The sequence below is a fragment of the Stenotrophomonas muris genome (genome assembly GCF_052751275.1).
The window spans coordinates 13230-36505 of sequence record NZ_CP199880.1 but is presented as its reverse complement, the minus strand read 5'-3'; the positions used below and the strand labels follow the sequence as shown (position 1 = coordinate 36505).

Below are 23276 nucleotides of genomic sequence, written 5' to 3'. Positions count from 1 at the left end.
TTTCACATTTCCGAACCTACAACCGCCCTGGAGGGGGAGCCGCGGATGCGCATCGGAATCGTCGTCGACTCGGCCTGCGACCTGCCGCAGGACTTCATTGCCGAGCACAACATCGTGCTGCTGCCGATCACCGTACGGATCGGCGAAGCCGTGCTGGCCGATCATCGCGATGAGCAGGCCACCCTGAGCTTCCTGCACGCGCATGTGGCCGAACATGGCGCTGAAGCGGAAACCATCCCCTTCAGCGTCAACCAGATCCGCGACCTGTTCCTGCAGCAGCTGGTGATCGATTACGACCACGTGTTCTGCATGACCATCACCAAGACCCGCAGCCCGATCCACGACAACGCGCTGCAGGCCAGCTTCGCCATCCTCAACGATTACAAGCCGGTGCGGCAGGCAGCGGGCTACAACTCGCCGTTCGCGCTGCGCGTACTTGATACCCAGAACCTGTTCGCCGCGCAGGCCGTGACCGCGGTGGAGGCTGTCCGCCTGCGTGACAGTGGCGCCAGCGTGCAGCAGATCCGCGAACGGCTGGAAGAACTGGCCGGCAACGTGCACGGCTACATGATCACCCGCGACCTGTACTACATGCGCGCACGCGCGCGGCACAAGGGCGACCGCAGTGTCGGCCTGCTCAGCGCGGCACTGGGCAGTGCACTGGACATCAAGCCGGTGCTGCACGGCTACCGTGGCGAGACCGGGCCGGTGGCCAAGATCAAGGGCTTCGACAGCGCCGTGCAGAAGCTGTTCGCGGTGGTCGGCCAGCGCGTGCGTGCCGGGCTGATGACGCCGACGGTGTGCGTCAGCTACGGCGGCGAACTGGACGAGCTGCGCAGCCTGCCCGGCTATGCACAGATGAAAGAGGTCTGCGCCGGCCATGGCGTGACCGTGCACGAATCGGTGATGAGCCTGACCGGCATGGTCAACGTCGGCAAGGGCGCGGTCACCGTGGGATTTGCCGATGGGCCGCATCGGTTCGAATGAGCGCTGGCCACGGCCGGAATCTGCACATCGATTCCACCCCGACTGTGCCAGCCTTGCCGCACTTCAAGGAGAACTCCATGCCTGCGCAGTACCACATCAGCCTGCCCGATCCGTCCAAGGCCCGCGGCAACGACCCTGACCTGTCCTTCCATTCCCAGGGCGCCGCCGGTTTCGCCGAAGAGCTGCAGGATGCCCTGCGCAGCGGCACGCTGTTCGAACGCTGGAAGGCCAAGCAGCCCGACCCGGATGCGGTGGAACCGCAGTGGGGCGTGACCGACCCGGAGGCCACCGTGACCGGCGAGCAGAAGGACCTGCGCATCAACCTGGTCGCCACTACCCGCATCGACAGTGACGTGTTCAAGCAGCGCCTGCGCCTGCTGGCCGGCAGCCACTGGGAACTGCGCGACGTGCGTTGAGGCACCCGCCCGCCGGTCATGGCCCGGCGCTACCGTGCCCGTGTCGTGATCGACCCGGTGCCGATGACCATGCTCTGGTAGACGCCAACCTTGGTTGGCCCTCCAAGAAAGCTGCCAACCAAGGTTGGCAACTACCGACGAACCGCCGGGCATGGCCCGGCGTTTCCCCTATCGCTACCAGCCACCGCCCAGCGCGCGGTACAGCTCTACACGCGCGATCGCGGCGGCGGCCTGGCTGTTGGCCAGCGCGGCCTGGTTGTCCAGCGCGATGCGCTGGGTGGTCAGCACGTCCAGCATGTCGACCACGCCGGCCTGGTACTGCCGGCGCGCCGCCCCCAGTGCCGTCTCGCTCTCATCCACCGCCACGTGCAGCTGCACCGTGCGCTGCTGCTCGGCACTGTAGCCGTCCATGGCGTCGTCCACCTCATGCCAGGCCTGCAACACGGTACGGCGGAACTGCAGGGCCGACTGTTGCTGCTGCAGCCTGCTCAGCGCGAGGTTCGCCTTCAGCCGCCCGCCCTGGAAGATCGGCAGGCTGATCGACGGCCCGATGCTGAAACGGTGCGCGTTCCAGCCATCCAGGTCATCCAGCTGCTTGGCCTGGAAGCCTGCGTCACCATTCAAGGTGATGCGCGGCAGGAAACTGGCCTTGGCCACGCCGATGCCGGCCGTTGCCGCATGCAGTGCCGCCTCGGCACGACGGATGTCCGGGCGACGCTCGGCCAGTTCACTCGGCAGACCCACCGCCACCGCTGGCAACGCCGGCCAGTCACGGCGTGCATCCTGCAGCTGCGCGTCCAGTGCCTGCGGCGGCTGTGCCAGCAGGAACGCCAGCGCATTGCGCAACTGCGATTCGCGATGCCGCAGCGGCGCGATGCGCGCCTGCAGCGAAGCCACCTGCGCGGCCGCGCTGGACACCTGCAGCGTGCTGGCCACGCCCTGCTTCTGGCGCGCCTCGGTCAGCCGTTTGATGTCATGCGCGATGCTGAGGTTGTCCTCGGTGATCGCCAGCAGCTGCCGCGTCGCACGCAGCTGCAGGTAATCACGCGCGGTTTCCGCCAGCAGCGCGATGCGCACGGCGTGTGCATCCTCCTCGGCCATCTGCACGCGCGCGTCGGCCGCTTCCACCTGGCGCCGCACGCGGCCCCACAGGTCCAGTTCCCAGCCCAGGCCGATACCGGCCTGGAACAGCCCGTAGTCATCACGGCCGCCGTTGCCGGACGGATCATTCAGGCCCACCTCGCTGTTGCGTGCACGCACGCCACTGGCGCTCGCGCTGACGCTGGGCAGGCGATCGGCGGCGGTGATGCCGCGCGCGGTGCGGCTCTGCTGCACGCGGTTGGCGGCCAGCTGCAGGTCCAGGTTGGCCGCCAGCACCTGGTGGGCCAGCTGCCCCAGCAGCGGATCGTCGAAGCCGGCCCACCAGGCGGCGTCCTGATCGATGGCGTTGCCGGCGACAGCCCCACCCCGCCAGTGGCCGGGCAGTTCCGCCTGCGGGCGTACGAAGTCCGGGCCCATCGCGCAGGCAGCCAGGGCCGTGCACAGGCTGGCCGCAACGAAGGTGCGGAAAACGGTAATGGCGCTCATGCGCCCTCCCCGCGCTTGTGGCCCGGTCCGTGCTGCATGCTCTGCGCACGCGCGCGGCTGCCCAGGTCAACGCTGGCTTCCACCGACATGCCGGCACGCAGCTGGTCCAGCAGCGGTTGGCCCGGCTCCAGCACGATCTTCACCGGAATGCGCTGCACCACCTTGGTGAAGTTGCCGGTGGCGTTCTCTGGTGCGACTGCAGCAAAGGTGACGCCGGTGGCTGGTGCAATGCTGTCGATGTGCCCGCGCAGCGGCGTGCCCGGGAATACGTCCACCTTCAGTTCGACCTGCTGGCCGGCCTGCATGCGGGTCATCTGCGTTTCCTGGAAGTTGGCGACCACGAAGGCGCGCTTCAGCGGGACCACCGCAGCCACCGGCGTACCCGGGGTCAGGTAGGCACCGACGCGCACTGCGCGGCGACCGACCATGCCATCGATCGGCGCACGCAGCACGGTGTGCGACAGATCCAGTTCGGCGCGTGCCTGTGCCGCTTCTGCACGCTGCACCGCCGCCTGTGCAGCCTGCACGCCCGCGCTGAGGATGTCGGTGCGCTGGCGTGCGGTCGACAGTGCGGCCTGGCCCTGCTGCAGATGCGCACTGGCCACGGCCTGCTTCGACTGCGCCTGCTGCGCGTTCTGCACGGTACCGGCGCCATCACGGGCCAGTTCGCGGTAACGCTGCTGGTCGGCACTGGCCAGGGTCAGTTCGGAACGGCTGACATCGACGCTGGCCCTGGCCTGCGCGATCAGCGAGTCCTGCTGGGCCAGTGCGGCCTGCGCATTGGCCAGCTGCGCACGGGCATTGGCAAGGTCGGCACGCGCAGCCTGCAGTGCCACCTGGTAGTCGCGGTCGTCGATGCGGGCAAGCACATCACCGGCCTTCACCGACTGGTTGTCCTCTACGTCCACGGCACTGACGAAGCCGGCAATCTTCGGCGCTACCAGGGTGTAGTCGGCCACCACGTACGCATTGTTGGTGGTCTGGTGACCGCCATCGCGCAGCAGCAGCCACGCGCCGATGGCCAGGGCCAGCAGGCCCAGGCCCAGGCCGGTGTTGAGAGGGGTTCGATTGATCGTCATGAGGGGTTCCTGCGAAAGGTTCAGGCCACGGCGCGTGGCGGATGGATGCGGGTGGGCATCCAGGCAATGAGGGGAATGAAGGCCAGCGCCACCAGTGCGACCACCCAGTACAGGTCGGCCGAAGTCAGCGCCTGTACCTGTGCATGCAGGCGCGCGCCCAGCTGCGGGCCATCGGCCAGCCACGGTTGCTCGCCAAGGCGGTCGACCAGCACGGTGGAATGGAAATGACGGCGGCCTTGGGCGATGGCATCCAGTACGCCACCGGCGAACACCGCAGCGAAGCCCTTGACCGTGTTGAACCAGGCCGAGGCAAACGGGCCATCCTGTGGCGCCAGGCCGCCGGTGGCCAGCATCAGCAGCGGCAGCACCGCCATCGGCTGGGCAAACACCTGCAGCAGCTGCACCCCCAGGAAGTTGTCGCGGATCCAGGCCACGTCCAGGTGCGAGCCCAGCCAGCAGGCCAGTGCCAGCATCGCCAGGCCGGTGGCCTGCACCCAGCGGCAGTCCACCGCGCGGATGTTCAACAGGGCCGCCACCAGCGGCAGCGCGATCACCTGTGGCAGTGCCACCCACAGCAGCATCGGTGCGGTCTGCAGCGGCCGGTAGCCCTGCACGCTGGCCAGGAAGCCGGACGGGATCGAGATCACCGCCAGCAGCACGAACAGCACGCCACCCAGCGTGACCAGCGAGTAGCTGAGATTGCGATTGGCCAACAACTGCAGCTTGAAGAACGGCAGCGGGTGGAACCATTCGTTGATCATGAACAGCACCATCAGGCCGGCACCGCCACCGATCATCAGCGTGATCATCGGCGAATCGAACCAGTTCAGCCGCGGGCCCTGCACCAGGCCCAGCACCAGCAGCACCAGCGCCGGCAGGCCGAGCAGCAGCCCAACGCCATCGAACTGGGCGAAGCGTTCCAGCCGCAGCGGGTCCTGTGGCAGGCCCCAGCCGACCATCGCCATGGCGGCCAGGCAGTACGGCACGATCTGCCAGAACGCCCAGTGCCAGCCCACCTGCTCGACCCAGAACGCGGCCAGCGGCGTGCCCATGCTCGGGCCGAACGTCGCCGTCAACGCGTAGCCGGCCAGGCCGTACAGCTTGATGCCAGGCGGCAGGAAGCGCAGCGCCACGCTCATCAGCAACGGCGGCAGTGCACCGCCGCACAGGCCCTGCAATGCACGCAGCAGCAGGAACACCTGCAGGTTCGGGGCGAGCGGGCACAGCACGCCCAGCACCATGAAGCCACCGATCATCGCCAATGCGAAGCGGCGCAGCGAGAAGGTGGCGGCACACCACGGCGCGAAGGCCATCGCGCTGACCGACATCGCGCTGTAGAGGGCGACGATCCAGCTGCCGTCGTCGACGCTGAAACCCATCGCGCCACGGATGTCGGCCAGGGCGACCTTGGTGATGTTCTCGTTGAAGCCGGACACCAGCACCGCCAGCAGCACGCCACACAGGCCGACCAGAATGCGGCGATCGAGCCCGGGGGCGGCGGCAGGACGGGGCGCTGCGGCGGCCGGGACAGCGGCGGCCGGCGCACTCATCGCCAGGCGCCGATCCGTGCAGTGCACGGCATGTTGAGGGTCATTGGAATGCGCTCAGTGAAACTCCGGGGAGCGCAGTCTAGGGAGCCGGTACCCTGTGAAAAATGGCGTCGCCGGCATCCCAGGCGTGCGTCCAGCGCACGCCTGCGGGTCTCAGCGGTGGGCGTCCTCGACGCGCTCGCACATGGTCTTGATGGAACGGCGAAGCCACTGGTGCGCGGCATCGTTGTCCAGCCGCGGATGCCAGGCCTGCACGATGGCCGCGGTACGCACCGGGATCGGCAGCGGGAACAGGCGCAGCGGCAGGCGCATGCTGACGATCCGCTCCAGCATCACGCTTGGCATCTGCGGCAGGATCAGGTCTGATTCGGCCGCCGCGAAGATCGCACCGTGGAAGGTCGGGCTGATCAGCGCCACGCGGCGCTGCAGGCCGAGCGTGGCCAGGTCATCATCGATCGGCCCACGCGGCAGGCCACGGCGCGACACCGCGATGTGGTCACACGCGGCAAAGCGCTCTGCACTGATCTCCTCGTCGAACAGTGGATGGTCCTCGCGCGCGGCGCCCATGAACGAGGTACTGAACAGGTTCTGCACCTTGGTATCGGGCGCATGCTTGCCGGCGGTGCTGATGTACAGGTCGATCCGGCCCTGCGCCATCGCATCATCGTCGGTATCGCCCTCGGGCACGAAGCGCAGCACCGCGCGCGGTGCCTGCTGGCGGAAGATCTCGCGCAGGCGACCGCCAAATCCACCGATGAAGACATCATTGGCGCGCACGCTGAAGGTTCGCTCGAGCACGCGCATGTCCACTTCACGACCAGCGTTGAAGACGCGGTGGGCCTGCTCGATCACATCGCGGACCTGCTCGCGCAGCTGCAGCGCGCGGGGCGTGGGCGCCAGACCGCGGCCGGCACGCACCAGCACCGGGTCACCCAGCGCAGTGCGGATCCGGCCCAGGGTGCGGCTCATCGCCGGCGCGCTCAGGTTCATGCGGCGCGCGGCGGCGGCCACGCTGCATTCGTCAATCAGTACGTCCAGTGCCAGCAACAGGTTCAGGTCCGGCAGGGGCATGACAGTCTCCAGTAAATCAGATGACTCTACGGCACTTGCAACCACCGTGGATTGCGTTCGACGCATTCATTGACTGCCGCGCACGGCATGGGTGCGCGCGGTGACATCGGCGACCATCCCCGTCCTGCCAAGGAGACATCCATGTTCACTACCCTGCTGGTCGCCCTGGATGGTGGCCCCCAGCACGCACGCGTGCTGGACCTGGCCGCCGCCATCGCCGGCCCCCACAGCCGCCTGCACCTGCTGTGCGTGCTCGACCCCGAATTCGCGCTGGCGGCCGATGCCAGCGAAGCCGATCGCACCGAGTATCCGGAAGCCGCCCGCCAGCGCTCCCGCGCCGAGGCAGTATTGGCCGAAGCCCTGGCCGAACTGCGCGAGCGCGGCGTCGATGCCATCGCGCAGATCCCCTCCGGCGATCCCGGCGAAGTCATCAGCGAGCAGGCCCGGCGCCTGAAGTGCGACCTGATCGTGATCGGCCATCGCCACCTGTCCCGGCTGGAACGCCTGTTCGAACCCTCGATCGGGCAATGGACCATCGACCACGCGCCCTGTCCGGTGCTGGTGGAAACCCGCGACCCACAGCCCTAGCCACCATGGCCTCCCGTTCCCCGTTGTTTCCCACCCGGGTCAACTACCGCGCCTTCGGTCGACAGTTCGGCCGGGGCGAACAGGCGCTGCTGGGCGCGATACGGCAGTTGCGCGACCCCGATCTGCAGGCCGATGGCCTTGCCCAGCTGAGCGGACTCGGGCTTGGCCAGGAGGGCTGCGACGCCTTCATCGGCCTGCTGCCGCTGCTGGCCACCCCCGCCGCTCCGATCGATCTGCTGCCGGCCGGCTCTCCCTTCATTGCCGCCAGTGAACTGGACCTGCTGGTCTGCCTGCTGCGCATCGCGCAATGGCGGCATGCACGGCCCCGCGAGGACGACTCGCTGGCACCGTTGCGCCAGCAGCTGGCGCGCTGTGCAATGGCCGTGCAGGCGGCAAACCTGCCGTTGCGGCAGCGCTCGTTGTCACCGGTCGGGCTGAGGCTGCTCGATCCGACCGGCTGGTTGCGGCAGCGATAAGCCGTCGCGCCCCCCGTGTGATCGCATGCAGAGAGCTGCTCAGCAGTCCATCGTTCCGTGCGTGCTGCCCTCGTCATCCAGCACGTGCGCATGCAGGATCACCTGGTTGCGGCCAGCCCGCTTGGCGGCATACAGGCCGGCATCGGCGTCTGCCAGCAACTGATCGGCACTGGCCAGAGCCGGCGGATGCAGGTAACCCACGCCGATGCTGATACTGACCGATCCTTCCGGCAACGGCAGCGCTTCCACCGCCTGGCGCAGGCGCTCGGCCAGCGCCAGAACGCCCGACAGCGCGCTTCCGGGCACGATCACCGCAAATTCCTCGCCGCCATAACGTGCGACGCTGTCACCGGCGCGACCGGCGCTCGCCTTCAGTACCGCTGCCACGGCCTGCAGGCAGCGGTCGCCGGCGGGATGGCCGTGGCGGTCGTTGAAGGCCTTGAAATGATCGATATCCAACAGCAGCAGGCCCAGCTCGGTGCCACTGCGCCGTGCGCGATTCCACTCGGCCAGCAGCAGCGCGTCGAACTCGCGCCGGTTGGCCACGCCTGTCAGGCCATCCTGGCGCGCCAGCTGGTCCAGCGAGGCCTGCCGTTCCATCAGGTCCACCTGCAGCAGGATGCTGCGCAGGCCGAACCCCAGCGTCGCCACCACGAAACCGCTCACGGCCAGGGGCCGGGCATGGTCGACCACCAGGGTGCCCACCACCAGCAGCAGCAGCGGCAGGATCATCGGGCCCGCCGCCTGCACCGTGCGCGCCATCCGCGGATGCGGCGTCAGGACCCGCGCCGGTGCCTGGCTGAGTGCGAGCAGCGCCAGCAGCAGGAACGGCAGATCGATCAGCAGATCCGCATAGGCACCGAACGCATCACCGGAGGTGTAGTGGTTGATGTAATACGCCACCAACAGGTAGGTCGCCGCATACATCGCCAGCGCGCGGAAAAAGGTACGCCGCTCGGGAACGTCGCCGGCCAGCCAGCGCACCACCGCGAACACGGCGATGCACAGGTTCTGGATATCGAACATGCGTTGCATGTTGGACAACGCGTGGTCGTCGATGTCAACGCGGGCGGCGAACGACTGCGCGTGCACGAAGAACAGCACGCCCAGCAGCGCCGCCATGGCCGCATCGATCAGGCTGATGCTGACCCGTTCCCGGCGCGCCCTGGCCAGGATGAACACCAGGGGCACACCGTAGAGCACGTAAAGGAACAGGCTTGCGCGCGGGGTGAAATCGGCACGCCCGGCGCCCAGGGCGTCGATCATGTTGAACGCCATGCCGCCGGCCCACAGCAGCAGCGCCAATGCCGTGGCGCGCCACCCCAGTGCCGCGCGGTCGCGGCGGGCCCGCCACAGGCAGGCGGCCGCCGCCAGCAACGGGGCACCGGTCAGGAAAACGAAGGAGCCTACCCCGGCCGGACCAGGCCACAAGGCCAGCACCAGGCCATGGCACAGCACATACAGCAGCGCCAGCACTACCGGCATGCATCCCCCGATCCGCAAGGCCGTCTACGCGCACGATAGCGCGGGGCGACGCCACGAGGGTGTGATCCATCGCTGAAAAAGGGGACGGAGGGGATTAAGTCGTTTGCGGCACAGCGGCAAATGCGACTTAATCCCCTCCGTCCCCTTTTTCCCGGGGGCTCAGCCGTGCAGGGCGCGGGCGTGGTGGGCGACGTGCTCGCCGATGAAGCTGCCAATGAAGTAGTAGCTGTGGTCGTAGCCGTGCTGCAGGCGCAGGGTCAGCGGATGGCCGGCAGCGGCGCAGGCCTCCTGCAGGCGCTGCGGCTGCAGCTGGGTCTGCAGGAACTCGTCCGCCTCGCCCTGGTCGACCAGCAACGGCAGGCGCTCGCTGGCCGCGGCAATCAATGCGCAGGCGTCCCATTGCGCCCAGTCGGCCGGGTTGTCGCCAAGGTAGGCGTGGAAGGCCTTCTGCCCCCACGGAACATGGCTGGGCGCGACGATCGGCGAGAACGCCGACACGCTGCGGTAGCGCCCCGGATTGCGCAGCGCGATCACCAGCGCACCGTGGCCGCCCATCGAGTGCCCACTGATGCCGCGTGCGCCGGTCGCCGGGAACTCCGCTTCGATCAGCGCCGGCAACTCGTGCACTGCATAGTCATGCATGCGGAAGTGCTTCGCCCACGGTGCACGGGTGGCGTTGAGGTAGAACCCTGCGCCCTTGCCCAGGTCGTAGCCTTCGGCATCGGCCACGTCATCACCGCGCGGGCTGGTATCAGGCGCGACAATGATCACGCCGTGTTCGGCCGCATAGCGCTGCGCGCCCGCCTTGGTGATGAAATTCTGCTCGGTGCAGGTCAGTCCGCTCAGCCAGTACAGCACCGGCAGCGTCTGCGTTTCCGCCTGCGGCGGCAGGTACACGGCGAACTGCATGTCGCAGCCCAGCGTGGTCGAATGATGGCGGTAGACGTCCTGCCAGCCGCCGAAACAGGCGCGGTGTTCAATGCGTTCCATGGTGCTCTCCTGCGCGGCGCGTCAGCGCACGCGTGCTTCTGGTAGATGCCGACCTTGGTCGGCTTATCCACGCCCGGCGTGGACGCCTTGGTTGATCAGTTCATCCAGCTGTGCCAGCAGGCGCAGCAACGATTCGACGCCAGGCTGGCCGTCCAGGTTGCGGTACGCCGCCACCGCCACGTCGCTGCGCGGTGGCCACTGGCCGTCGGCGCGGGCTTCGTGCAGGCGCGGCAGGAATACCTGTGCCAGCCAGTGCTCGAACGGCATTTCATCAATGCCGAAGGGCGAGTCCACCACGCGCGGTGGACCCACGCCGCCCTCGACCCAGCCCAGCGCGCGCAGCGCCTGCTCGATCGGGTCGACCAGGGCCGCGCGTGGGTCCTCCGCACGCGGCCTGCGCAGGGCGTCGAACCAGCCCACGCTGCGGCTCAGTAGTGGACCACCGAACGGATCGACTTGCCTTCATGCATCAGGTCGAAGGCGTCGTTGATCTTGTCCAGTTCCATGGTGTGGGTGACGAACGGGGCCAGTTCGATATCGCCCTTCATCGCATCCTCGACCATGCCCGGCAGCTGGCTGCGGCCCTTCACGCCACCGAAGGCGGTGCCCATCCACTTGCGGCCGGTCACCAGCTGGAACGGACGGGTGGAGATCTCCTGGCCCGAACCGGCCACGCCGATCACCACGCTCTGGCCCCAGCCACGGTGCGCGCATTCCAGCGCCGCGCGCATCACATTGACGTTGCCGATGCACTCGAAGCTGTGGTCCACGCCCCAGGTCGTCATCTCGACGATGACCTGCTGGATCGGCTTATCGAAATCCTTCGGGTTGATGCAGTCGGTGGCGCCGAATTCGCGCGCCAGTTCGAACTTGGACGGATTGGTGTCCACCGCGATGATGCGGCCAGCCTTGGCCTGGCGCGCACCCTGGATCACCGCCAGGCCGATGCCGCCGAGGCCGAACACCGCCACGCTGTCGCCTTCCTGCACCTTGGCGGTGTTGTGCACCGCGCCGATGCCGGTGGTGACGCCGCAGCCGAGCAGGCAGACGTGTTCCGGGTTTGCTTCCGGATTGATCTTCGCCAGCGACACTTCGGCCACCACGGTGTACTCGCTGAAGGTCGAGCAACCCATGTAGTGGTACAGCGGCTCACCGTTGTAGCTGAAGCGGCTGGTGCCATCGGGCATCACGCCCTTGCCCTGGGTCGCGCGCACGGCCACGCACAGGTTGGTCTTGCCGCTCTTGCAGAACAGGCACTCGCCGCACTCGGCGGTGTACAGCGGAATCACGTGGTCGCCCGGCTTGACGCTGGTCACGCCCTCGCCCACTTCAACCACGATGCCGGCGCCTTCATGGCCCAGCACCACCGGGAACAGGCCTTCCGGATCATCGCCGGACAGCGTGAACGCATCGGTGTGGCAGACACCGGTGTGGGTGATCTTCACCAGCACTTCGCCCTTCTTCGGCGGGGCGACGTCGATCTCGACGATCTGCAGCGGCTGGCCGGGACCAAAGGCGACGGCGGCACGGGACTTCATGGTGGACTCTCCAGAGACAGGCAATGACAGGATGGGCGGCGCCATGTTGCGCCGTCGTTTATTTCAGGTACGAACGGATCAACGCGCTCATGTCGCGCACGCGTTCGGCGCGTTGTTCGTCGGAGGCGGCGGGTTGCCCGAACTCCTCGCGCAGATGGGCCTCCATCACCTCGGACATCAGGCCGTTGACCGCGCCACGGATGGCGGCGATCTGCTGCAGCACCGGCCCGCAGTCGGCGCCAGCTTCCAGCGCGCGGTCCAGCGCATCGCACTGGCCACGGATGCGGCGCACGCGGGCCAGGACCTTCTTCTTCTCTTCGGGGGAGTGCGGCATGGCGAGGCCACCTCGGAACTATACTGGGGGATAGTATACACAGATGTTCTCAAGGTGACGGGAATGGCATCTCCCGCCTCCGCAGCGGCGCCCTTGAATTCATTAGGATCAATCATTTACAGAAACCCAGCTTCTACCATCAACACATGAGGCATGCTCTGGGAACTACAGAATCAGGAACAGGTAATGGGCGTTGGTATCCAGCTCGGGCGCATCACCGATGAGATCGGCAGCGGCGACTTTCTGTACGCGTTCTTCTCGACGATCACCGGCAATCTGGAACCGGATGGATGGGGAAGCCGTTTCCCTATCCTCATGAGGCAACTGTACGCCGGCGGACTGCAGCAATCAGATGCTGCCGACGCGCTGGCCGAACTGCATAGGGTCCGCCGCGAGCTGGCCGAGCTTCCGCCAGCCCGTGTCATCTGGTCGTTCGAGGATCGAACCCAGCGTCCACCGTGGGGAGACGATATCGCTGGCGACATCGACAGCCTGGCGACCTACTTCGTCACCTCACATGGGCGCGATCTGATCGCGCTTCTGGCTGAGGTATTTGAAGCACTTCAGGAAGGCGAAGACACGTCCGCCCGGATCGTCGACTACTGACGCCCTACGCTCAGTCAAACAGGCCCTGAGCCGCCAGCCGCGCCAGTTCATCCACCACATAGCGCACCTTCGGCCGCAGGTGCCGGGTCGGTGGCCACAGCGCATGGATGTCGATATGCCGTTGCATGTGCGCATCCAGGACCGAGTGCAGCGCGCCGGATTCCAGATGTCGGCGTACCAGTGAAATGGGCATCTGGCAGATGCCCAGTCCTGCGATGGCCGCATCGATCACCGCGTCACCATCGTTGAGCTGGTAGGCCGCGTTCGGGATGAATGTTCCCTCGGCGTCATCACTGCCAATCCGCCACGCCACCGGTTGCCCATGGCGGAAGCCGACGATGCTGCGATGCTGCGCCAGTTCCTCCACGGTCGCTGGCACGCCATGCGCCTGCAGGTACTCCGGCGATGCGCAGGTGACCAGGCGCTGGCGACCCAGCCGGCGCGCGACCAGGTGCTCGGCCTGGTGCAACCCGCCGAAGCGGATCAGCAGGTCGATGCCCTCTTCGACCGGATCGACGAAGTGATCGGTGAAGGTCATCGTCAGTTGCAGGTCCGGGTACTGCCGGCACAGGCGCAGCAGCACGGGCAGCACCACCAGCCGCCCGAACGAGGACGGCATGTCGATGCGCAGCCGTCCGCTGGGCAGGCCGGCCGACCCCAGGCAGGCTTCGGCGGCGGAGATTTCTTCCAGCGCCGCCGCACACGATGCGTAGTACGCCTCGCCATCGGTGGTCAGCGCGATGCGCCGCGTGGTGCGGTGGAACAGGCGCACGCCCAGCCGCGCTTCCAGCCGGGCGATGGCCTTGCCCACTGCCGAGCGCGAGATGCCCAGCGCGTCGGCAGCCTCGGTGAAGCTGCCTGAGCGGGCCGTGGTAACGAAGGTCACCAGGCCATTCAACGATTCCAGCGGCAGCATCTATCACGCTCCATTGGGGACAAATAGTCCCGCGCCCAGGGAGATCGAAGCGCTTTATGCGTCCGCATGTCAACTCCATCCTGTGTGCATCGCGCCGCTGGCGCCTTCCCCCACACCGAGATGACCGACATGATCGCCGCCCTGTTCCGCCCCTTCGATCTGGCAGGCACCGCCCTGCGCAACCGCATCGCGATGGCCCCGATGACCCGCGCCCGCAACCCCGGTGCGGTCGCCAACGAACTCACCGCGCAGTACTACCGGCAGCGCGCCAGCGCCGGCCTGATCATCAGTGAAGGCACCCCGGTCTCGCCGCAGGGCCAGGGCTACATCGACGTCCCGGGTATCTGGTCGGCCGAGCAGGTGGCCGGGTGGAAGCTCGTCACCGAGGCGGTGCATGCCGCACAGGGCACGATCTTCGCCCAGCTCTGGCACGTCGGCCGCATGTCGCATTCCTCGCTGCAGCCCGACGGTGGGCAACCGGTCAGCGCCGGTACCCGCCCGGTGGCCAGCGCACCGAAGAACACCTCGTTCGTGTACCTGGACGATGGCAGCCGCGGCCACGCCGATCCCACCCCGGCACGTGCACTGGAGACCGCAGAGATCCCCGGCATCGTCGACGACTTCGTGCGCGGCGCAGAGAACGCCATCGCCGCCGGATTCGACGGCATCGAACTGCATGCCGCCAACGGCTACCTGTTCGAACAGTTCCTCAACCCGGTCATCAACCAGCGCGAAGATCACTACGGCGGCTCGCTGCCCAACCGCGCGCGCTTGATCCTGGACACCGTCGATGCGATGGCCCAGCGCATCGGTGCGCAGCGCATCGGCGTGCGCCTGGCACCGAACAATCTCACCTTCGACATGCCGTTCTACCCCGACAACGAGGCCACCTATCTGTACCTGGCCGAGGAACTGGGCAAGCGCGGCCTGGCCTATGTGCATCTCAACGACAACCAGCAGGCGGGCCAGTCGGTGCTGGGCGAGGCCTTCCTGCAGCAGTTCAAGCAGGCCTACGGTGGCACCGTGATCCTGGCCGGCGGCATGACCCGCGAACGCGCCCTGCAGCTGGTCGAGGCCGGCACCATCGACCTTGCCGCGTTCGGCCAGCCGTTCATCGCCAACCCGGATCTGGTCGAACGCCTGCAGCGCAACATCGCGTTGGCCACGCCCGACCGCAGCACCTATTACGGGGGCGGCGAGGCGGGCTATCTCGATTACCCGTCCGCAGGCTGATCCCGCACGGGGCCCGCACGGGGTCGGATCCCCTTCCAACGGAAAGGGCTCTGACCCCTGTTCGGCGAACAAGGAGTCAGAGCCACGCTGCGCCCGGATCCGACCCCAGCCCTCAGGCGTACTCGCGCACGTAGGCGAACGACTCGTCCAACCGCTCGAAGCCGATCACTTCAGCGACGATGGCCTGTGCCTCGTCTTCGCTGAAGTTCCCTTCTTCAATATCGTCAACGCGGGCGAACAGCCGCTGCAATGCCGCGTACTGGTCGCCGCGCAGGAAGGAATGGTGAGTCTGCAGCCAGCGCTGCAGATTCCCGGCCAGCTCGCCCTGCGACAGCAGTGTGTACGGCCGCTGGTAGTCGGCAACCGCTTCGACCATCTTGCGGAACACGAAATCCTGGTAGCTGGCGGCCAGCACGTCGGCACGGTCGTCGTCATGCCACACCATCACCACCGGCGGTTCGCTGAAACCGGGCGCGTTGCTCCAGAAACAGTAACTGTCACCCGCGCCGGTCCGCGCAAAGGGCAGCAACTGCAGGTCAGTGCGCAGGGGATTGTAATGATCCTCCGCAGTCAGCTCCTGCCACGCCTCGAGCAGTTCATCGTGTTCCAACGGCTCATAGTCCTGGGCGTACAGCAGCACCGGCGGTTCTGCCTGCAGCGCCGGGAATACCACCTCGGACCATTCCGGATGGGGAGCACCCCAGCTCAACCGACCCGCTGCATGCAACTGCTTGAACAGGGGCGGGAAGGTCTGGCCGGTGGCCTGTTCGATGCTGGATAGCGCGCTCATGGATGTCCTTGTCGATCGAGACCGCCCAGCTTGCCCGAATCCGCGCAGGAGATGAACCGGCAGCACCACGCGGCAGGACTAGACTGCGACCACCGGATGCCGCCCATCGCTACCATGAACGCCACTGCCCACAGCTTCATCGTCAACATGGACGTGCCCGACCTGGCCGCCGCCGAAGACTTCTACCTCCGGGCCTTCGGCCTGCGCATCGGCCGCCGTCTCGGCCCGGGCGCCGTGGAGCTGCTCGGTGGGCCAACGCCGCTCTACCTGCTGCACAACGACGCCGGCAGCGCCGCCACGGAAGACGGCGACGTGCGCGACTACGAGCGTCATTGGACGCCGCTGCACCTGGACTGGGTGGTGGATGACATTGAAGCCGCGCTGGCACGTGCAGTTGCGGCCGGGGCGACACTCGAGCAGTCCGTGCGCGAGCGTCGCTGGGGACGCATCGCCGTACTGGCCGATCCGTTCGGGCATGGCTTCTGCCTGATCCAGTTCAGTGGCGAAGGCTACGATGCGCTGGTTGAATGACCGGCGCGCCGTTCACCACGGCAACGGCACTGCTTCGCCGTTGGCGCGCTCGCCGTAGTACAGCGAAGGCAGCAGCCGCGACAGGAAACTGAACTCCGTATAGCAGTGCCTGAGCAGGCCCAGGCCGACCGCGTCGCCGGCATCGCGACGCGGATCGGCGCTGTCCAGGCCGAGCACGAAGCGGCTGCGCAGCACGCAGCCAAACGGCGTATCGCGCGCCACATGCAGCATCTGCCCATCGCAGGGATCGCCCTGTACATCCAGACGCACGTGATCACCGAAGCCGATGCGCGCGGCGATCACCGCCGATACATGGCCTGCATCCTGTGCCGCCTGCAGGCGTTCGGGCACCAGCAAGGTGCGCGGGTCATGGAACTTCAGGCGCGCCGCCACCGGCGGAATGTCAGCGAGCGATTCCACCGCATGGATGCTGGCGCCGTGGTAGCTGCGCCCGCGCTGCCAGGCCGCGTCCCAGCCGCGATGCTCGACATGATCGACCGGATGCCACCAGCGGATGTGCTGGGTGGTCTCGAAGAAGGTGAACCACCAGTCCAGCATGCGGCCCTTGCAGCCGTGCAGATCGGTGCGCGCCGCCACCAGCAGCGTGCCGTCTTCGCGGCGCTGGATGCCGGTTTCCAGATGCATCGGCGCCGGGTCCAGCAGATCGTGGTGGTCCAGCCAAGGGCGAGCGTTCACAGCGGTATCCATGGGGGTCTCCTACGGGTTGGGAGACCCGAAAATACGGAAACGCTTGCCGTTTCGCAATTAACCGGATGCGGTAAGATGGGCGCAATGAACAGCACCACCCTGCCCGCGCCCACATCACCGTCCCGCCGTCGTGGCCGCCCTGCGCGACCGGAAGCCGAAGTCCGCCACGCGGTGCTGCAGGCGACGCTGGAGCTGCTGCTGGCACAGGGTTACGAGGCCACCACCATTGAAGCGGTGGCGGCGCACGCCGGGGTGGCGAAGAAGACCGTGTACCGCCATGCCAGCAACCGCGAGGAGCTGGTCGGGTTGGCGGTGCGTGAGTGGACCGACGGCTTCGCGCCACAGCTGCAGCGTGATGCGCGCAATGCCCAAGAGGTCGTGCCGTTGCTGCAGGACATCCTGCACGCGGTGTGCACGCAGGCGCTATCGGCGCAGGCGGTGCAGGTGTTCCGCCTGCTGGCCACCGATTTCCCCGGCAAGGACGCGCTGCTGCAGGCCTACCTCGACAACGGCATCGAACGCGGCCGTGCGCTGCTGGCCGACTGGCTGGCACGTCAGCAGCAGCGTGGACTGCTGCGCGAGGGAGATTCCGCATGCATGGCGCGGCTGATCCTGGCGATGGCCGTGGCCGAGCCGCTGCGCGAACGCGTGATCGGCGTGGTGGCCGAGGATGCGCCGGTGGAGATGCATCTGCGTGAGTGCGTGGCGTTGTTGGCGCCGGTGTTGCAAGGGCCGTAGCGTGGTGCCATCCACGCATGGCGTGGATCTACCGGCCGATGTCGATTCGTTGATCGGCAACGCCCTGCCCCGGCAGGTGCCGACCGTTGGTTGGCAATGGCCTGCCCCGGTGGGTGCCGACCGTTGGTCGGCACCACGTCATCCATCGCAACTCACTCGCGCAACATATCCACGAACGCACGCAACGCGCCCGGCATCTGCCGCTGCTTCGGGTAGTACAGCGCGAAGCCGGCAAACGGCTCGCTCCAGTCTTCCAGCACCGCCACCATCTGCCCCGATTCGATGTACGGCCTTGCCGTGTCTTCCAGCACGTACGCCAGGCCGATGCCATCCAGAACGGCGCGCACGATCGTGCCCTGCTCGCACAGGGTCAACCGCCCGGGCACGTCGATCTCCAGCGCCTGCCCATCGCGCTCGAACTGCCACTTGTACAGGTGCCCACTGGCGAAGCGGAAGCGGATGCATTCGTGCGCGGCCAGGTCGCGCGGATGCTGCGGTGCCGGCCGACGCCGCAGGTAGTCCGGCGAGCCGACGATCAGCCCGCGCAGCGGCGGCCCCATCGGCACCGCCACCATGTCCTCCGGCACGAACTCATGCAGGCGCACGCCGGCGTCGTAGCCCTCGGCGACGATGTCGACCAGGCCGTCATTTTCGGTCAGCTCCACCCGCACGTCGGGATGGGCGTGCAGGAAGCGCGCCAGCCTCGGCCCCAACTGGGTCGGTACCGCCGCGCGGGTGGCGTTGATGCGCAGCAGGCCGGCCGGGGCTGCGCGGAAGTGGTTCATTTCTTCCAGTGCGTCGTGCACCTGCCCCAACGCCGGCTGCAGGCGCTCCAGCAGGCGCTGCCCGGCCTCGGTCAGGGCCACGCTGCGGGTGGTGCGATGGAACAGGCCCACCCCCAACCGTTCCTCCAGCGCGCGGATCGCGTAGCTCACCGCCGAGGTCGACAGCGCCAGCTCGGCGCCGGCACGGCGGAAGCTGCGGTGGCGGGCGACCGCGGCGAACGCGGCCAGGTGGGAGAGGTTGTCAGTGGCCACGATTGTGCAGTTTCACTTGATGAATCATGCCGATATCCGCGCTTCTTGCTGCTGGTTGCGGGGCGTATTGTAAAACGCCTTTCGATAAACCCTGCCAAGGATTCCCCATGTCCCTCGCCCGTGGTTACGCCGCCCATTCCCATACCGACCCGCTGGTCCCGTACGAGTTCGAACGCCGCGCGGTCGGCCCGGACGACGTGCGCATCGAGATCCTCTACAGCGGCATCTGCCATTCCGACCTGCACCAGGCCCGCGATGACTGGGGTGGCTCGATCTACCCGATGGTGCCGGGCCACGAGATCATCGGCCGGGTGACCGAAGTCGGCAGCAACGTCACCCGCTTCAAGGTTGGCGACCACGCCGGCGTCGGCTGCATGGTCGACTCGTGCCGCCACTGCGACGCCTGTGAGCACGATCTGGAGCAATATTGCGCCGAAGGCGCGACCTGGACCTACAACGGCCGTGAACGCGAAACCGGCGCGCCGACCTACGGCGGCTATTCCGACCACGTGGTGGTCGAGCAGCGCTTCGTGGTGAAGGTGTCCGACACCCTCGACCTGAAGGCGGCCGCCCCGCTGTTGTGCGCCGGCATCACCACCTGGTCGCCGCTGCGCCACTGGAAGGTCGGCCCGGGGCAGAAGGTGGGCGTGATCGGTCTCGGTGGCCTCGGCCACATGGGCGTGAAGTTCGCCAAGGCACTGGGCGCGCACGTCGTGATGATCACCACCACGCCGGAAAAGGGTGCCGATGCCAAGCGCCTGGGCGCCGATGAGGTACTGGTCTCGCGCGATGCCGCGCAGATGAAGGCGCACGCCGGCAGCTTCGACTTCCTGCTCAACACCATCCCGGTCGGCCATGACACCAACCCGTACATGGGCCTGCTCAAGCGCGAGGCCACCATGTGCCTGGTCGGCGTGCTGACCGAACTGGATCCGCCGCTGACCGGCGGCAGCGTGATCTTCGGCCGCAAGCACCTGACCGGCTCGGCAATCGGCGGCATGGCCGAAACCCAGGAAATGATGGACTTCTGTGCCGAGCACGGCATCGTCAGCGACGTCGAGATCATCGACATCAAGAACGTCAACGAAGCCTGGGAACGCATGGCGAAGAACGATGTGCGCTACCGCTTCGTGATCGACATGGCGACGATGCAGAACGCCGCCTGATCCAGGGCAGATGCGAAAAAGAAAAACCCCGGCAATGCCGGGGTTTTTCTTCTGGTAGTGCCGGCCGCTGGCCGGCAACCCCATACATCTGCCGGCCAGCGGCCGACACTACCGCAATCCACTCAGTACGCGAACTCGCGGAACACCGGATCGACGTCGCCGTGCCAGCGGCCATGGAACAGCGCCAGCTTGCGCTCGGCCGGGGTCAGGCCGGATTCGACGATCTCCTGCAGCACGTCCAGGAACTTGCTCTCGTCCTGGCCGTCGGCATTGCGCGCCGCACGGCGCCTGAGGCCTTCGACGGAAATCTTCACCGCTTCGCGGGCCAGGTCGCGCACCGTGCCATTGCGGAACGGCAGGTTCATCGCATGCTTCGGCACGCCGTCGCGCAGTGCATGGCGCTCGGCCAGGGTGAAATCGCGTACCAGGTCCCAGGCGGCATCCAGTGCGGTGTCGTCATACAACAGGCCCACCCAGAATGCCGGCAGCGCACACAGGCGGCTCCACGGGCCACCATCGGCACCGCGCATTTCCAGGTACTTCTTCAGGCGCACTTCCGGGAACGCGGTGGTCATGTGGTCCGACCAGTCGCGCAGCGTCGGCAGCGCACCCGGCAGCACCGGCAGCCTGGCCTGCATGAAATCGCGGAAGCTCTGCCCGCTGGCGTCGTGGTAGATGCCATCGCGGTAGGAGAAATACATCGGCACGTCGAGCAGGTAGTCGACATAGCGCTCGTAACCAAAACCATCCTCGAACACGAAGTCGAGCATGCCGGTGCGGTCGGCGTCGGTGTCGGTCCAGATATGCGAGCGGTAGCTCAGGTAGCCGTTCGGCTTGCCTTCGGTGAACGGCGAATCGGCGAACAGCGCGGTGGCGATCGGCTGCAGCGCCAGCGACACGCGGAACTTCTTCACCATGTCCGCTTCGGTGGCGTAGTCCAGGTTCACCTGCACCGTGCAGGTGCGGGTCATCATGTCCAGGCCCAGCGAACCGACCTTGGGCATGTACGAGCGCATGATCTTGTAGCGCCCCTTCGGCATCCAGGGCATTTCATCGCGCTTCCACTTCGGCTGGAAGCCCATGCCGAGGAAACCCAGCTGCAGTTCGCCGGCCACCTGTGCCACTTCGTTGAGGTGGGTGCCGGTCTCCACGCAGGTCTGGTGGATGGTCTCCAGCGCCGCGCCGGACAGTTCCAGCTGTCCAGCCGGTTCCAGCGTCACCGAGGCACCGTCGCGTAGCAGCGCGATCGTGTTGCCGTTTTCCTGCACCGGCTCCCAGCCGAAGCGGACCAGGCCGTTGAGCAACGCTTCGATGCCGCGCTCGCCCTCGAAGGTCGGCGGGCGCAGGTCATCCAGGCGGAACCCGAACTTCTCGTGCTCGGTGCCGATGCGCCACTGCGCGCGGGGCTTCTCGCCGGAGGCGATCACCTCCACCAGCTGCGAGCGGTCGGTAATGGGGGTATCGGCGACGTGGCTGGGGCTCGACAAGGGGAAGGCTCGCTGGACGGTGGCGGGGGATGTGGGGCTCGCGGCCTTCCATCGCAAGGGCGCACTATAGCGTGGCACCCCGTTGCGTCATGCGACGGTGACGGGTTTCAGCATCCTACCGACGCCCTCTTGACCCTCGTACACTCGGCGTCATGAACCGTCATTCGCGACACCCCGAACTGCACCGCTCCGAGCGCGTCGGCTGGTTGCGTGCCGCCGTGCTGGGGGCCAACGATGGCATCGTCTCGGTGGCCGGCCTGGTGGTCGGCGTGGCGGCCAGCGGCGCCTCCGCCACCACTATCCTTGCCACCGGCGTGGCCGGCACCGTGGCCGGCGCGATGTCGATGGCCGCCGGCGAGTATGTGTCGGTGCAGACCCAGGCCGACACCGAAGCGGCCGACCTGGCAATGGAAAAGCGCGAGCTGCGCGAAGACCCGCACAGCGAACTGGAGGAGCTGGCCGCGATCTACCGCCACCGCGGCCTGGAGCCTGCATTGGCCCGGCAGGTGGCCGAACAGCTTACCGCCCACGATGCACTGGGTGCCCACGCCCGCGATGAGCTGGGCATCACTGACACCCTGCGCGCGCGCCCGCTGCAGGCGGCGCTGGCCTCGGCCGGTGCGTTCACCTGCGGTGCGGCGCTGCCGGTGCTGACCGCCCTGCTCGCGCCGACCGACAAGGTTGCGTTGATGACCACGGCCAGCACCCTGCTCGGCCTGTGCCTGACCGGCGCGGTGGCGGCCCAGGCCGGGGGCGCACCGCCTGTACGCGGCGCGGTCCGGGTGATGTTCTGGGGCGCGCTGGCGATGGCTGCGGCGGCCGGCGTCGGTCGCCTGTTCGGTGCCCAGGTGTCATGACCGGCATGCTGCCAGCGGCCACTGCGTTGCTGGCCGAGATGGCCAGCCTGGCCGGCTGCGGGCGCGCCGAGGGCTATGCCTGCATCAGCGCACGCCGCGAGCATGGCGCCAGCTCGGTGGAGGTTCCGCAACCGCAGTTCGCGATCCTGCTGGAAGGCCGCAAGCAGGTACGTACCGCACACCAGTCGCTGACGTTCGTTCCCGGCGACATCCTGCTGCTGACCCAGCGGTGCCGCATCGACGTGGTCAACACCCCCGATCCCTGCAGCGGCCGCTACCTCAGTGCCATCGTGCCGCTCTGCACCGAAGTGCTGGCGGCGGCGCGTACGCTCTGGAATGAAGAGCTTCCCGCCCCCGGCCAGGCGATGGCGCGACTGCCGTTGATCGACCATGGCGCGGTGCTGCGCCAGTGGCGGCAATCGCTGCAGGACGGCCGTTACAGCGACGCGCGGCTGGCCCTGGCCTCGCTGGTGCTGACCCTGTGCCGACAGGGCCACGGCAACCTGCTGCTGCCGCAGGCGCCGAGCCTGGGCGAACAGATCCGCGACCGCATCGCCGCCGAACCAGCACGCGACTGGCAATCACGCGATGTGGAAGAACAGTTCGCGCTGAGCGGCGCGACCCTGCGCCGTCGCCTGGCGGCCGAGGACACCAGCCTGCGCCAGCTGCTCACCGAGGCCCGGCTGGCACATGGCATGCAGCTGCTCTACACCACCGACCTGCCGTTGAAGACCGTGGCCGCGCGCGCGGGCTACCGGTCTGCGGCCAGTTTCAGCAAGCGCTTCGCCGAGCAGTACGGGCTGGCTCCCACAGATATTTGAGGGGGTTCGGCAGGGCTGCGCCCTGCACCCGCTACGAGCCAGGGCAACGGCCGAAGCGACAGCAACAGCAACAGCGGCTATCCGTGGGAGGGCGGGGCGATGTGGGTGGGCAGGACACGCCGTAAACCCATCCATGGGGGCTCGATGGCGCCATCCATGGCGCCAACGGTCCTGCCCACCCACACCGCCCCACGCCCGACAGATTTCCGGTGACGGTTGGTTTTCCACGCTTTGCGTGGAAGATGTGTATCGGAAAACAAGAAGGGGTCGGATCCGTTTTCCTGC

The 23276-nt window shown here is 67.4% G+C and carries 25 protein-coding genes; 11 read left to right on the top strand and 14 right to left on the bottom strand.

Features of this window, described 5'->3' with window-relative positions:
• The first annotated feature begins 45 nt into the window (after positions 1-45).
• Positions 46-987 (top strand): DegV family protein, encoded by a 942-nt coding sequence (locus ACUVWL_RS21070; RefSeq protein WP_445978726.1) that lies wholly within the window; start codon positions 46-48, stop codon positions 985-987.
• A gap of 77 nt (positions 988-1064) precedes the next feature.
• The gene (locus ACUVWL_RS21065) at positions 1065-1403 is read left to right on the top strand and encodes a hypothetical protein (RefSeq protein ID WP_005410998.1); all 339 of its coding nucleotides are present in this window, start codon (positions 1065-1067) and stop codon (positions 1401-1403) included.
• Between the two features lie 174 nt (positions 1404-1577).
• Here the strand turns inward: ACUVWL_RS21065 and ACUVWL_RS21060 are convergent, their stop codons facing one another.
• From ACUVWL_RS21060 to ACUVWL_RS21045, 4 genes are all read right to left on the bottom strand, one after another.
• Entirely contained in the window at positions 1578-2990 is a 1413-nt protein-coding gene (locus ACUVWL_RS21060) for an efflux transporter outer membrane subunit (protein ID WP_445978725.1), read from the bottom strand.
• Entirely contained in the window at positions 2987-4069 is a 1083-nt protein-coding gene (locus ACUVWL_RS21055) for an HlyD family secretion protein (RefSeq protein ID WP_445978724.1), read from the bottom strand. The genes ACUVWL_RS21060 and ACUVWL_RS21055 overlap by 4 nt, the downstream gene beginning before the upstream one ends.
• Positions 4070-4089: 20 nt before the next feature.
• The gene (locus tag ACUVWL_RS21050) at positions 4090-5619 is read right to left on the bottom strand and encodes an MFS transporter (protein ID WP_197605633.1); all 1530 of its coding nucleotides are present in this window, start codon (positions 5617-5619) and stop codon (positions 4090-4092) included.
• A gap of 153 nt (positions 5620-5772) precedes the next feature.
• Positions 5773-6690 carry a LysR family transcriptional regulator gene (locus ACUVWL_RS21045; protein WP_014648381.1) on the bottom strand — a complete coding sequence of 306 codons (918 nt, stop codon included), beginning with the start codon at positions 6688-6690 and terminating at the stop codon, positions 5773-5775.
• A 141-nt stretch (positions 6691-6831) separates the two neighbouring features.
• On the opposite strand from ACUVWL_RS21045, the gene ACUVWL_RS21040 reads away from it, so the two are divergent.
• Together ACUVWL_RS21040 and ACUVWL_RS21035 are read left to right on the top strand one after the other, a co-directional pair.
• A complete protein-coding gene (locus ACUVWL_RS21040; protein WP_049408788.1) occupies positions 6832-7278 on the top strand; it encodes a universal stress protein in 447 nt (148 codons plus the stop codon).
• Positions 7279-7283: 5 nt separating this feature from the next.
• On the top strand, positions 7284-7754 hold the full coding sequence (locus ACUVWL_RS21035) for a hypothetical protein (RefSeq protein WP_126411355.1): 471 nt from the start codon (positions 7284-7286) through the stop codon (positions 7752-7754).
• 39 nt (positions 7755-7793) lie between these two features.
• Here the strand turns inward: ACUVWL_RS21035 and ACUVWL_RS21030 are convergent, their stop codons facing one another.
• The 5 genes from ACUVWL_RS21030 to frmR form a co-directional block, all read right to left on the bottom strand.
• Complete coding sequence (locus ACUVWL_RS21030; protein WP_049408786.1) at positions 7794-9239, bottom strand: GGDEF domain-containing protein; 1446 nt, start codon at positions 9237-9239, stop codon at positions 7794-7796.
• 159 nt (positions 9240-9398) lie between these two features.
• On the bottom strand, positions 9399-10229 hold the full coding sequence (gene fghA / locus ACUVWL_RS21025) for an S-formylglutathione hydrolase (protein WP_445978723.1): 831 nt from the start codon (positions 10227-10229) through the stop codon (positions 9399-9401).
• Between the two features lie 63 nt (positions 10230-10292).
• Entirely contained in the window at positions 10293-10649 is a 357-nt protein-coding gene (locus ACUVWL_RS21020; RefSeq protein ID WP_049440658.1) for a YqcC family protein, read from the bottom strand.
• A gap of 8 nt (positions 10650-10657) precedes the next feature.
• Positions 10658-11767, bottom strand: a complete 1110-nt coding sequence (locus tag ACUVWL_RS21015) for an S-(hydroxymethyl)glutathione dehydrogenase/class III alcohol dehydrogenase (protein ID WP_049440659.1) — start codon at positions 11765-11767, stop codon at positions 10658-10660.
• A gap of 58 nt (positions 11768-11825) precedes the next feature.
• Positions 11826-12101: a formaldehyde-responsive transcriptional repressor FrmR gene (gene frmR / locus ACUVWL_RS21010; RefSeq protein ID WP_005411009.1), complete on the bottom strand. Its 276-nt coding sequence runs from the start codon at positions 12099-12101 to the stop codon at positions 11826-11828.
• A 186-nt stretch (positions 12102-12287) separates the two neighbouring features.
• On the opposite strand from frmR, the gene ACUVWL_RS21005 reads away from it, so the two are divergent.
• Positions 12288-12707: an Imm70 family immunity protein gene (locus ACUVWL_RS21005; RefSeq protein WP_142235180.1), complete on the top strand. Its 420-nt coding sequence runs from the start codon at positions 12288-12290 to the stop codon at positions 12705-12707.
• 10 nt (positions 12708-12717) lie between these two features.
• Here ACUVWL_RS21005 and ACUVWL_RS21000 read toward each other — a convergent pair whose 3' ends face one another.
• Positions 12718-13623 carry a LysR family transcriptional regulator gene (locus ACUVWL_RS21000; RefSeq protein WP_049408783.1) on the bottom strand — a complete coding sequence of 302 codons (906 nt, stop codon included), beginning with the start codon at positions 13621-13623 and terminating at the stop codon, positions 12718-12720.
• A 129-nt stretch (positions 13624-13752) separates the two neighbouring features.
• Here ACUVWL_RS21000 and ACUVWL_RS20995 point away from each other — a divergent pair, with 129 nt between their 5' ends.
• On the top strand, positions 13753-14856 hold the full coding sequence (locus ACUVWL_RS20995) for an alkene reductase (protein WP_445978722.1): 1104 nt from the start codon (positions 13753-13755) through the stop codon (positions 14854-14856).
• Between the two features lie 112 nt (positions 14857-14968).
• Here ACUVWL_RS20995 and ACUVWL_RS20990 read toward each other — a convergent pair whose 3' ends face one another.
• A complete protein-coding gene (locus ACUVWL_RS20990) occupies positions 14969-15646 on the bottom strand; it encodes an SMI1/KNR4 family protein (protein ID WP_445978721.1) in 678 nt (225 codons plus the stop codon).
• 114 nt (positions 15647-15760) lie between these two features.
• Here ACUVWL_RS20990 and ACUVWL_RS20985 point away from each other — a divergent pair, with 114 nt between their 5' ends.
• Positions 15761-16177 carry a VOC family protein gene (locus ACUVWL_RS20985; protein ID WP_111205473.1) on the top strand — a complete coding sequence of 139 codons (417 nt, stop codon included), beginning with the start codon at positions 15761-15763 and terminating at the stop codon, positions 16175-16177.
• Between the two features lie 12 nt (positions 16178-16189).
• Here ACUVWL_RS20985 and ACUVWL_RS20980 read toward each other — a convergent pair whose 3' ends face one another.
• Positions 16190-16885, bottom strand: a complete 696-nt coding sequence (locus ACUVWL_RS20980; protein WP_445978720.1) for a DAPG hydrolase family protein — start codon at positions 16883-16885, stop codon at positions 16190-16192.
• A 75-nt stretch (positions 16886-16960) separates the two neighbouring features.
• Between ACUVWL_RS20980 and ACUVWL_RS20975 the strand changes: the two genes are divergently transcribed.
• On the top strand, positions 16961-17623 hold the full coding sequence (locus ACUVWL_RS20975; RefSeq protein ID WP_164077726.1) for a TetR family transcriptional regulator: 663 nt from the start codon (positions 16961-16963) through the stop codon (positions 17621-17623).
• A gap of 152 nt (positions 17624-17775) precedes the next feature.
• Here ACUVWL_RS20975 and ACUVWL_RS20970 read toward each other — a convergent pair whose 3' ends face one another.
• Positions 17776-18660 (bottom strand): LysR family transcriptional regulator, encoded by an 885-nt coding sequence (locus ACUVWL_RS20970; protein WP_014648394.1) that lies wholly within the window; start codon positions 18658-18660, stop codon positions 17776-17778.
• Positions 18661-18767: 107 nt separating this feature from the next.
• Here ACUVWL_RS20970 and ACUVWL_RS20965 point away from each other — a divergent pair, with 107 nt between their 5' ends.
• Positions 18768-19826 carry an NAD(P)-dependent alcohol dehydrogenase gene (locus ACUVWL_RS20965; RefSeq protein WP_014648395.1) on the top strand — a complete coding sequence of 353 codons (1059 nt, stop codon included), beginning with the start codon at positions 18768-18770 and terminating at the stop codon, positions 19824-19826.
• 122 nt (positions 19827-19948) lie between these two features.
• On the opposite strand, the gene ACUVWL_RS20960 is transcribed toward ACUVWL_RS20965, so the two are convergent.
• Complete coding sequence (locus ACUVWL_RS20960; RefSeq protein ID WP_014648396.1) at positions 19949-21313, bottom strand: glutamate--cysteine ligase; 1365 nt, start codon at positions 21311-21313, stop codon at positions 19949-19951.
• A 152-nt stretch (positions 21314-21465) separates the two neighbouring features.
• Here ACUVWL_RS20960 and ACUVWL_RS20955 point away from each other — a divergent pair, with 152 nt between their 5' ends.
• Both ACUVWL_RS20955 and ACUVWL_RS20950 read left to right on the top strand, forming a co-directional pair.
• The gene (locus ACUVWL_RS20955; RefSeq protein WP_014648397.1) at positions 21466-22170 is read left to right on the top strand and encodes a VIT1/CCC1 transporter family protein; all 705 of its coding nucleotides are present in this window, start codon (positions 21466-21468) and stop codon (positions 22168-22170) included.
• The gene (locus ACUVWL_RS20950; RefSeq protein WP_445391908.1) at positions 22167-22991 is read left to right on the top strand and encodes a helix-turn-helix transcriptional regulator; all 825 of its coding nucleotides are present in this window, start codon (positions 22167-22169) and stop codon (positions 22989-22991) included. The genes ACUVWL_RS20955 and ACUVWL_RS20950 overlap by 4 nt, the downstream gene beginning before the upstream one ends.
• Positions 22992-23276: the final 285 nt, after the last annotated feature.

Excerpts from the sequence above, each read along its gene's own strand:
- fghA (WP_445978723.1), bottom strand. The coding sequence starts at position 10,229 with ATGGAACGCATTGAACACCGCGCCTGTTTCGGCGGCTGGCAGGACGTC.
- ACUVWL_RS21030 (WP_049408786.1), bottom strand. The coding sequence starts at position 9,239 with ATGCCGGTAGTGCTGGCGCTGCTGTATGTGCTGTGCCATGGCCTGGTG.
- ACUVWL_RS21015 (WP_049440659.1), bottom strand. The coding sequence starts at position 11,767 with ATGAAGTCCCGTGCCGCCGTCGCCTTTGGTCCCGGCCAGCCGCTGCAG.
- ACUVWL_RS20950 (WP_445391908.1), top strand. The coding sequence starts at position 22,167 with ATGACCGGCATGCTGCCAGCGGCCACTGCGTTGCTGGCCGAGATGGCC.
- ACUVWL_RS20955 (WP_014648397.1), top strand. The coding sequence starts at position 21,466 with ATGAACCGTCATTCGCGACACCCCGAACTGCACCGCTCCGAGCGCGTC.
- ACUVWL_RS20980 (WP_445978720.1), bottom strand. The coding sequence starts at position 16,885 with ATGGATACCGCTGTGAACGCTCGCCCTTGGCTGGACCACCACGATCTG.
- ACUVWL_RS21040 (WP_049408788.1), top strand. The coding sequence starts at position 6,832 with ATGTTCACTACCCTGCTGGTCGCCCTGGATGGTGGCCCCCAGCACGCA.
- ACUVWL_RS20985 (WP_111205473.1), top strand. The coding sequence starts at position 15,761 with ATGAACGCCACTGCCCACAGCTTCATCGTCAACATGGACGTGCCCGAC.
- ACUVWL_RS21045 (WP_014648381.1), bottom strand. The coding sequence starts at position 6,690 with ATGCCCCTGCCGGACCTGAACCTGTTGCTGGCACTGGACGTACTGATT.
- ACUVWL_RS21050 (WP_197605633.1), bottom strand. The coding sequence starts at position 5,619 with ATGAGTGCGCCGGCCGCCGCTGTCCCGGCCGCCGCAGCGCCCCGTCCT.
- frmR (WP_005411009.1), bottom strand. The coding sequence starts at position 12,101 with ATGCCGCACTCCCCCGAAGAGAAGAAGAAGGTCCTGGCCCGCGTGCGC.
- ACUVWL_RS21070 (WP_445978726.1), top strand. The coding sequence starts at position 46 with ATGCGCATCGGAATCGTCGTCGACTCGGCCTGCGACCTGCCGCAGGAC.
- ACUVWL_RS20990 (WP_445978721.1), bottom strand. The coding sequence starts at position 15,646 with ATGAGCGCGCTATCCAGCATCGAACAGGCCACCGGCCAGACCTTCCCG.
- ACUVWL_RS20965 (WP_014648395.1), top strand. The coding sequence starts at position 18,768 with ATGTCCCTCGCCCGTGGTTACGCCGCCCATTCCCATACCGACCCGCTG.
- ACUVWL_RS21035 (WP_126411355.1), top strand. The coding sequence starts at position 7,284 with ATGGCCTCCCGTTCCCCGTTGTTTCCCACCCGGGTCAACTACCGCGCC.
- ACUVWL_RS21055 (WP_445978724.1), bottom strand. The coding sequence starts at position 4,069 with ATGACGATCAATCGAACCCCTCTCAACACCGGCCTGGGCCTGGGCCTG.
- ACUVWL_RS20995 (WP_445978722.1), top strand. The coding sequence starts at position 13,753 with ATGATCGCCGCCCTGTTCCGCCCCTTCGATCTGGCAGGCACCGCCCTG.
- ACUVWL_RS21000 (WP_049408783.1), bottom strand. The coding sequence starts at position 13,623 with ATGCTGCCGCTGGAATCGTTGAATGGCCTGGTGACCTTCGTTACCACG.
- ACUVWL_RS21065 (WP_005410998.1), top strand. The coding sequence starts at position 1,065 with ATGCCTGCGCAGTACCACATCAGCCTGCCCGATCCGTCCAAGGCCCGC.
- ACUVWL_RS21060 (WP_445978725.1), bottom strand. The coding sequence starts at position 2,990 with ATGAGCGCCATTACCGTTTTCCGCACCTTCGTTGCGGCCAGCCTGTGC.
- ACUVWL_RS20975 (WP_164077726.1), top strand. The coding sequence starts at position 16,961 with ATGGGCGCAATGAACAGCACCACCCTGCCCGCGCCCACATCACCGTCC.
- ACUVWL_RS21005 (WP_142235180.1), top strand. The coding sequence starts at position 12,288 with ATGGGCGTTGGTATCCAGCTCGGGCGCATCACCGATGAGATCGGCAGC.